5 protein-coding genes and 2 pseudogenes are annotated in these 8487 nt (G+C 67.1%); 4 read left to right on the top strand and 3 right to left on the bottom strand.

Annotated features, from left to right (window positions below):
• The 3 genes and pseudogenes from I0Q12_RS06755 to I0Q12_RS06745 form a co-directional block, all read right to left on the bottom strand.
• A pseudogene (locus I0Q12_RS06755) lies at positions 1 to 305 on the bottom strand (ParA family protein); the annotation flags it as partial.
• Positions 306 to 307: 2 nt separating this feature from the next.
• A complete protein-coding gene (locus I0Q12_RS06750) occupies positions 308 to 658 on the bottom strand; it encodes a hypothetical protein (protein ID WP_197251208.1) in 351 nt (116 codons plus the stop codon).
• 124 nt (positions 659 to 782) lie between these two features.
• Positions 783 to 2942: a type IV secretory system conjugative DNA transfer family protein gene (locus I0Q12_RS06745; RefSeq protein ID WP_197251207.1), complete on the bottom strand. Its 2160-nt coding sequence runs from the start codon at positions 2940 to 2942 to the stop codon at positions 783 to 785.
• A gap of 1146 nt (positions 2943 to 4088) precedes the next feature.
• Here I0Q12_RS06745 and I0Q12_RS06740 point away from each other — a divergent pair.
• From I0Q12_RS06740 to I0Q12_RS32175, 4 genes and pseudogenes are all read left to right on the top strand, one after another.
• The gene (locus I0Q12_RS06740; protein ID WP_197251206.1) at positions 4089 to 4400 is read left to right on the top strand and encodes a hypothetical protein; all 312 of its coding nucleotides are present in this window, start codon (positions 4089 to 4091) and stop codon (positions 4398 to 4400) included.
• Positions 4401 to 4444: 44 nt separating this feature from the next.
• Positions 4445 to 4831, top strand: coding sequence for a hypothetical protein (locus tag I0Q12_RS06735; protein WP_197251205.1), 387 nt, complete (start codon positions 4445 to 4447; stop codon positions 4829 to 4831).
• The gene (locus tag I0Q12_RS06730) at positions 4828 to 7875 is read left to right on the top strand and encodes an ATP-binding protein (RefSeq protein WP_197251204.1); all 3048 of its coding nucleotides are present in this window, start codon (positions 4828 to 4830) and stop codon (positions 7873 to 7875) included. The genes I0Q12_RS06735 and I0Q12_RS06730 overlap by 4 nt, the downstream gene beginning before the upstream one ends.
• Positions 7876 to 7952: 77 nt before the next feature.
• Positions 7953 to 8487: pseudogene (locus tag I0Q12_RS32175) on the top strand (hypothetical protein); the annotation flags it as partial.

Here is an 8487-nt window from a genome sequence, read left to right as displayed (position 1 = left end):
GCGACAGGCTCGGTGGTGGTCGGGTCGGGTTCGGTTGCCACGACCGGGATCGGCACGCTCGGTGCGGTTTCGGTGAGTTTGCCGTCGGGGCCGACCGTGAGGAACCGCGTGTCTTTGCCTGTCCGGTAGACGACCTCGACGGCGGACTGCTGCCCCGCTGCGAGGGTGCGCACGAACTCGTGCACGACGGCGGCGAGGGCCTTGTCCTCGGTCGCGGTCAGGTCCATCGGTGGTACGTCGGCACCGGTGAGCCTGGCGCGTGCTGTGGTCGCGGAGGTCGCCTCGATCTCGACGGTCGGCGCCATCGTTAGTTGATCCCGCCGAAGGCACCGGCGCCGGCGAGTGCGGTGTCCATCTCGTCGACGACGGACTCGGTCTGGGCGAGCTCGGCCAGCGCTTTGTCGCGGGCCGCGCCTGCGGGCAGTGCTTCGATGACCGCGCGGCGTTTGATGGTGGCGTCGCGGATCTCGGCGAGGCGTTCGCGGGTCAGTTCCTGCTTCTCGTCGAGCTTGGCGAGCCACAGCGGCGCGGTCGCTTTGAAGTAGTCGCGCAGCGCCTTGATCACCGGATCGTTGGCGCCCTTGGAGACGAACGGTCCGCGCAGTGCGGCGACGTCGTCGGCGGTGGGGGTGATCGACTGGGAGATGCGGCGGGTCATCGGTGATCCTTCCGGTGGTGACTACGGGTGCGGTTCAAGGGGTGAAAGAACGTTCGGCGCAGTGTGATTCGGCCGACGGCTGTGCGGCGGCGGGTGGGCGCTCGCGCGCGGTGCTGTCGGAAGGTCATGCGAGCGTTCCTGCGAGGTCGGGTTCGGGCAGGACGACGACACCGGTGGCGTCGAAGGTGATGCGGGTTTTCACACGGCCGGTGCCGACGGTCAGAACGGTCGAGGTGACCTCGCCCTTCTTCCCGCGACGCACCTCGACCGCATCGACGGTGACCGGGACCAGCTCGCCGTCCGCGTCGTCGATCAGCACGGTCTGTCCGGCCTGCACGCTCGATGCCGGGATGACATCGGCGAAGTCCTCGTCCTCGGGCGCGGGTTCCGGTGCGGATTCGGGCTCGGATGTGGTCATCGACACCGCGCCGACCTCGCTGGTTCCCGCACCGCCGAGGATGATCGGCTCCGGCACGCTGCCGTGGCTGCGCGCACGCTTGGCCAGCGCGCGTTCGGACTCGATGAACGCGGCCAGCTCCGGCGAGTAGCAGGTGAACTGCGGCGCCTCTCCCGGCATCAAGCCCTCGATGATCGATTTTTCTCTGTCCAACAGCTGATTCCACTTGTTCGGATGCCGGTCCACGTTCGGGGTCCACCACATCTGCGCATCGACCGGACTGCCGTCGTCGCCGAGCGCGATACCGCGGCCCTTGACCGAGGTGTCGACCTCCCGCCCGACGGTCGAATCGCCCCACATCATCAACGCGCCGTCCTGCGAGAGGTTGCCGAGGCTGATGCGGGTGCCGAAGTTGTCCCGCGCGTTGCCGGACGCGCCGCCGAACAACGATGCGTCCGGGCGCTGCACCCCGAGCAGCAGGCGGATGCCCGCCGAGCGGGCGAGCACCGCCAGATCCGCCCACGCCCCGAGCGGATCGAGTTCCTTGAGCAACGCCTTCGTCTCGTCGTCGCCGGTCTTGGCCAGGCGCTGCCACTTGCCCGAGAGGATGAAGAACTCGTCGAGCACCGCGATCATCAACGGCAGCTGCGAGCCCTCGATCTTCATCTGATGGATGTAGGCATTGCGCGCCATCATCTCCGCGTGCAGGGCGCGCACGAACATCGCTGCGCGCAGCGCGTCGTAGATGATCGCCCCACACCCCGGATAGCCCTCGAGACCGTCGAGTTCGATCATCTTCGGATCGACCCCCACGAACGGAATACCGCGCCGCGCGGCCTCGGTGAGCAGCGTGCGGATCACCGAGGTCTTCCCGCCACCGGTGGGCCCGACGATCAGGCAGTGCGGCTTGTTCGAGCTGGTGGACACATCCCAGAACATGATCCGGTCCGCGGCCCCGGTCGCATACGGCAGATGCCGCAGGTTCTCATCGACCAGCGCGAGCGGATGATCCACCCGCTCCGGCATGGCGGTGACCAGACGCATCACCAGGTAGCCCTGATCGGGGTACCACTCGCTGGTCCAGTTCCGGCCGGACTCGTGCGGACCGGCCAGGGAGGCGAGCGCTTCTTCGACCTTGAGCTGGAAGCCTCGAACGCCCGCGTTCATCGACCGTGCGAAGGCGATGCGGTAGCCGGTTTCGATGCCGCCGGAGTCGCGGGTCTCGACGGTGACCTTCGGGTCGGTGAACATCGAGGCCGCGTCGAGCGCACCTTGCAGGGCCTTCTGCCGGTCCGACCGGGTATCGGGGATGATCGCTGCTCGGGTGACGACGATGCGGTCACGGTGGGCGTCGTGCCGAACCTTGATCTCCCACCGCGTAGTACCGGGAAAGGCCGCCTTGATCGCGCGGGACAGCTCCTCGAACTGCTTGGGCCGGATGACCGTGCCGCGGTACATCGTGATCGTCGCGCGGCGGATCACGCGCCACCCGGTGGGGAACGACACGGTGACTTTCTTCGGCAGCTGCCAGGTGCCCTGTCGCACCAGGGATTCGAGGGTCCGCGACCACCTGTGTGAGCGGTAACGCAGGACATCGACGGTGACGAATGCGATGGCAGCGACGACGAGCAGCAGTCGGTAGCTGTGCAGCGTCGACAGCACCTCGAGGACGGTCCCGTTGACAGAGGCCGCCGACGCGATCCGTGGGGCGCAGACACCCGCGGCCGCGGCCACCCCCACGATGGGTGAGAGCGGGACAAAGCGGGCGACGCGCGTCGGCCGGCCGTCTTCGCCGATCTGCTGGCCGCGTGCGGGGCCGTGATCACCGAATGTGTCACGCCACGTTGCGACCAACCAGTCCTTGAGTGGGTCGGGACTTCCGCTCACCGCCTGTGCCTTTCGTTCCGACAGTTTCCGAACATCGCCCGGGATGACGATGTCGAGCACCGTGGCAGAACTCCGCGAAATCCCCAACGGGGGTACCCCGCGGAGCGGAGCCCGACAGCGGGGATGGTTCCGGGACGTTCACCCACGACTCGGGTCATCGAATTCCCGCTCCTGCAAACACGTTCAGGGAGATCGTCGCCTGCCTTCGTATGTCGACCGTCGGGCACGGTGCACACCGTTCCGTGAGGCAGACGGCCCAGCAGAGCGTGTGGCGGTTCGCCGACCGGTCGAGGAACCGCCGTTTCACGCACTCGAATAGTGCTCGGCGAGCACTGGTCGCAGCGGTGCATCGATGCGCTTGCCGACGCTTGCATGAGCGCTCGATCACAACGGTGGTGGACGCGTCGGATATCGCTCGATCGAGCGGTGAATCGAACGACCGAGTGGGTGCGTGTAGGCGGTATGAATGAGCGCCCGCACCAGCGCGATGACACCCCGCGCAGGCATCATCCGACGACATGCCCACGAAATATATTGCGCCGCGCGGAATTCAGGATTACACTCCCCCCGAGGAACGAGGGGGGAGTGACCCCGGAGGGGTGGGCGCGCAAGGCGCTCTTGCGAGCACTCGGATCCACCCCGGGATCAGACGCTCATTTCACCAGGTGTCTCGAAGTGTTCGTGCCACACCGCTTCGACAGGCACACCGGCTCCGCGGCAGCCCTTGCCGCTATCGTTGCTGCGAACTTCCGACAGAGCGCTGTGAGCACCCTGCCCGCGGCGCACGCAAGCGGTGTACCGAATGCCCGTGCTCTGCGCCCCGTCACGCTGCTGCATGCACCTCATCCCCGCTCTCGTTACGCACGGAGCCGTACGCACCCAGCCGAGTCCGGATCCTCGGCGAGTCATCGTGTACGTACTCGGCGCGGTCGCCCACTGCTCCAGCTACCGTGTGCCCGAGATCGGTCGAGCATTGTCAGCCTTCGCTTGGCATCGGCGAATTTCTCCGTCCCACAGCGACCCTCGCACGCGTGCAATCGATTGATCGAGGAGCGGTACCCCCGTTGGGGAAATCGGTGACTTCGTTCTACGGTCACCCGCAGCCAAATTCAGGTGCACCGACCGACTCTCGACGATGGAGCACTCATGTCCCTCATCACCACAGCAGCCCACCTGGCAGTAGCCACGCCGGTGACCGGCGACGTGGTCGCCCAATCCACCGAAGTCACGACTACTGGTGTGCGCGCGTGGATCGGCGACAACATCGTCTTCCTGATCATGCTGTTGATCGCGTGCGCCGTCCTGATCGGCGGCCTGCGAGCGAACCTGTCGCGAGTCGTCACCGTCGGTGGCCTGGCCCTGATCGGTATCGCCTACTTCGCGCTCTCCAGCAACAAGGACGCCTCTCTCGGCGTCGGCAACTGGCTGCTCAGCCTGTTCGGCATCAACGTCGCCTGACTCCCTTTCAACCCGGATAACCGAACGACGATCGAGGAGCGACCGTGATCGACAACGACGACCTGTTGCACCGCGTGGATCAGCACTACCTCGGCCCGACCGGATTTACCTTTCCGATTCGGATCCGCTATGCCGCCGTCGGCGTCGGGGTAACGACCTTCGTGGCGGTGTTCGTGCTTGCCCGCGCCATCGTGCATGTGCCGCTGGGATTCAAGTCGCTGACCGTCATGTTCGCCCTCGCCGTGGTCATCACCGCCAAGGTCACCAAGTACGTCACCGCCGACCGACCGATCCGATCGGTGATCAAGGCCGCGTGGAACGACCTGACCGCACCACGACCACCCCGGCCCGGACAGACCGTCGTGCTGCGCGTGCGCGATCTTCCCCGACCGATTTCCACCGCGCCGACCGAAGGTGAGTCCATCCGATGAGCCTGCAACCCGAACACGAGATCGCGGCACTATTCGATCCGAACTTCGACGAGCCCGAACCGATCATTGTTCCCCCAGGCGCGCTTCCGCCCTCGTGGGCGGCAGCGCTGGCCACCGGACTCGGGCCAGCAGCGCCGCGCGAGCCGGCGTGGCCACAGGCCCTCGAGCCCGACATCGCAGCAACATTCCCACCGGCTGCGATCGAGCCGCCAGCGCCGCCGATACCGGCCGATACGGCAGCACCCTCCGAGAAGGGCGGCAAGCGCAAGCGGCGACACGGCGGCGGTCCGAATGCCGAATTCACCCGGCAGGCCGCGGAGGCGAAGAAACGCCGCGACCGCGACCGCAAATCCGTGCGCCTCGACCTCATCGGCGTCGAGGGCAACATCACCCGCACGCGCCGCCAATCCACGGCGTGGTTCGTCCAACCTCCGGGGCCGTGGAACATGCGGCCCCTCGGCAAGCAACGTCGCTACATCCAGAACGAAGCGCTCGTGGTGGCCAATCTTGCCGAGGCGGGAGTGACGGGTCTACATCGACGATTGGTACGCACCCCGTGGCCGGTGCGGCAATGGGCGCAGGCGCACGACGCCTGGGCCGAACCGATCCCCGACGTTCCCGGCGCATTGTCGTGGGCCGATTACCTGCGTGGCCAGCAGCACGCGATGCTGTGGGGAAACCCCACGCAGAAGGGCCGATACTGGGGTGTCGAGTTGCCGCCCCGATCGGTTCTGGCCCAAGCCCTCGACGTCGTCGGCGCGTGGCTGCTCCCGGTGGTCGACACACCGCTACTCGGCAGACCGGCACGCCTGGTGCGCCGATGGGCACGCGAGGCGTTCGTGGGCGAACAGAAGGCGATCGCCGATCACCTCGGCACGATCGAGCGACACCTGGCCGGCCAGGGCGTCAACGCCAGACCCGCCACCCCGGCACAGATGGACTATCTGCTGCTGCGCTCGGCGACCCTCGGCCTGCCGCTCGACGCCGACGGTGTCATCGCCGGCGGAGGCGACTGGGAGCAGTCCGATGTGGCTGCGCTCGAAGACCTCACCAACCCGGAACTGACACCCGGGGATGGCTACACGACGGTGCGCGGTCAGATCGGCGGCCGTGCCTACACCGGCTACGCCATCGTGCTCACCGTCGGGCGCATGGCACCGCTGCCAATCCCGGAACGAATGCTGCCCTGGCAAGTCATCGGGGACCCATCCGGGGAACCGCTCGAATGGTCCGAACGCATCACGCTCGAGACCAAACGGCAGACCCTGCGGACTCTGCGCCGCCTGACCTCGAAGATCGAATCGCAGTTCGACCACTACACGGTTGAGCACGATCAGGTGCCGCCGCAGGAACTCGCCGAGCAGCACGCGCTCGCTCAGCGGGTGATCTCCGATATCGAGGAGGACCACTCGGGCCTGTCGGTACGCACCGAGGGCTGGTACCGGGTCCTCGTAGTCGGCTCCTCCCCTACCGAGGCCAGGGAAAAGGTGGCCCTGCTCCAGGAGATGTACGCACCCCGAATCCGCCTCGAACACGAGCACGGCCAGTACCAGTTGCTGCGCGAGTTCATTCCGGGCGAGCCGCTGGCAAACGTCGCCCATTGCCGCCGCATGACCGTCGAAGCACTCTCGGCCGGCATGGCCGCCGTCGGTGACCGCATCGGTGACCGCACCGGCGTCGTCATCGGGCAGACCGCCTCGATCGCCCCGCGCCCGGCGGTGTGGGATCTTTTTGCCGCGCACGAGAAGAAGCACAAGTCGGGGCTGACCCCGGTCGTCGCCGTGCCGGGATCGGGCAAGTCGTTCCTCGCCGCCATGATCGTCTACCAGGCCGTCCGAGCAGGCGCCTACGCGGTGGTGCTCGACCCGTCCGGACCACTCAAGAAGCTCGCCCAGCTCCCCGAGTTCCGGGGTATCGCCGAAGTCCAGTCACTGACCGGGCGCACCTCCCGCCCCGGTTCGCTCAACCCGTACCGGGTGATCGTCGACCCGCGGCGAGACGACCCGGACTACGACCCCCAGGGCCCCGACTACGCCGACGATCCCGACCCGGTCGCGGCTGCGCACGCCCAGTACGAGGCCGACGTCCGCGCCGCGGCCGCCGAGCGGATCTCGGTGGCGGTCGCAGTGCTGAAGATGATGCTCACCCCTGCGCGGCTCGAACACGAGTGGACCGAGACGGTCCTTCAGACCGCGGCGAACACGGTCGGCGGCGAGCGGCACCACAACCTACGCGAAGTGCTCGACGCCATCGCCGCGATCGGCCGCAACGACGACAACATCGATCTGCGGTCCTGCGCGAAGAGCGTGCATCAGGACCTGTCGATGATGGCCGACCTGGCCGAGGCCCGGGTTCTGTTCCCGGAAGAGGGCGCCAGCGGCGAGGTCGAGGACACCGACCGTGACGTGCATCTGACCGTGCTGACGACGCCGGGCCTGCAGCTGCCCCCGAAAGGCACCGACCCGACGCAGTGGACTCCGCAGCAACGGATGGCCGGGCCACTGATGCACATGGCCGCGTGGATGGCGAATCGGCTGATCTACGAACTGCCCCGCTACGTCCGCAAAATCTTGTTCCTCGACGAGAACAAGTACATCGAAGAGACCGGCGCCGGCCGCACCCTGAACTTGCGCATCGCCCGCGACTCACGCAAGTACAAGGTGCGCGCACTGGTGTGCTCGCAGCTGCCCGATGACTTCCTCGGCGTCGACGGCACCGACGACAAGTCCGCGCTGACCTACGAGGTGATCATCGGCGATCTCGGCGGCAACGCCCATGCCATCGAGGGCGCCCTCAAACTGCTGAACCTGCCGCTCGGCGAGGGCTACGAGTCGCTGCTGGCCGGTCTCGGCGGCGGTGGCGAAGACACCCTCGATGAGGACGTCAACACCGACGAACTCGACGCGGCACGCCGCTTCATCGTCAAGATGGCCGACGACATCGAGCTGATTCGCTCCGACTGGACGCACTTCGTGCATCTGGCGCACGTGTTCGACGCCCTGGACTCGCGAGCAACCCGACCCGTGTCGGGAGGGACGTCTTGAGCGCGCAGCGATTCCGATTCCCGCAGGCGCAGCGCCCCTCTGCTCGATGTCGCAGCCTGCGATGCAAGGCGCGGGCGGTGCACGGCCTGACGGTGCTGTTGCTCGCCGCCGTCGCGTTCATCGGGCTCGCCGGTGTCGCGGCAGCGAGCGGCTTCGACTGCAAGGAGGTCCCCTCGCCGCAGTTTCCGAACGAGGTGCTCGAGACCGTCTTCGACTCGACCAGCGCGGACCGGCCGGCGCGGGACGGCTCGACCGGCTACGAGACCTACGGATGGGCCGGCCTGGATTGGTCCGTCTACGACCTCGGGTGCGGCGAGGATCTGGTACGCGCACCCGACGCTGTCCTCGACACCAACTACGGAAACCTGTTCCTGGGTATCGGAAAATCGATGGCCGCAGCGGCATTCTGGCTCGACGATCAGACGAAGACGGGCCAGGCGGCCACCGATGCCGGGGTCGCTCCGGTGCTCGCACAGTTCGACAAGATCGTCTACAGCATCACCGCCGGCATGCGCGCGGTCTATTGGACATGGCTGGGCGTTGCGCTGGCCGTCGTCTCCGTGCTCGTGTTGTGGAACGCGCTCAAAGCAGACAGTGCCGGTGTGACGCGGA

The sequence above is a fragment of the Rhodococcus sp. CX genome (assembly GCF_015865005.1).
Taxonomy (GTDB): domain Bacteria; phylum Actinomycetota; class Actinomycetes; order Mycobacteriales; family Mycobacteriaceae; genus Rhodococcus.
This window is presented reverse-complemented; position numbering and strand designations above follow the sequence as displayed.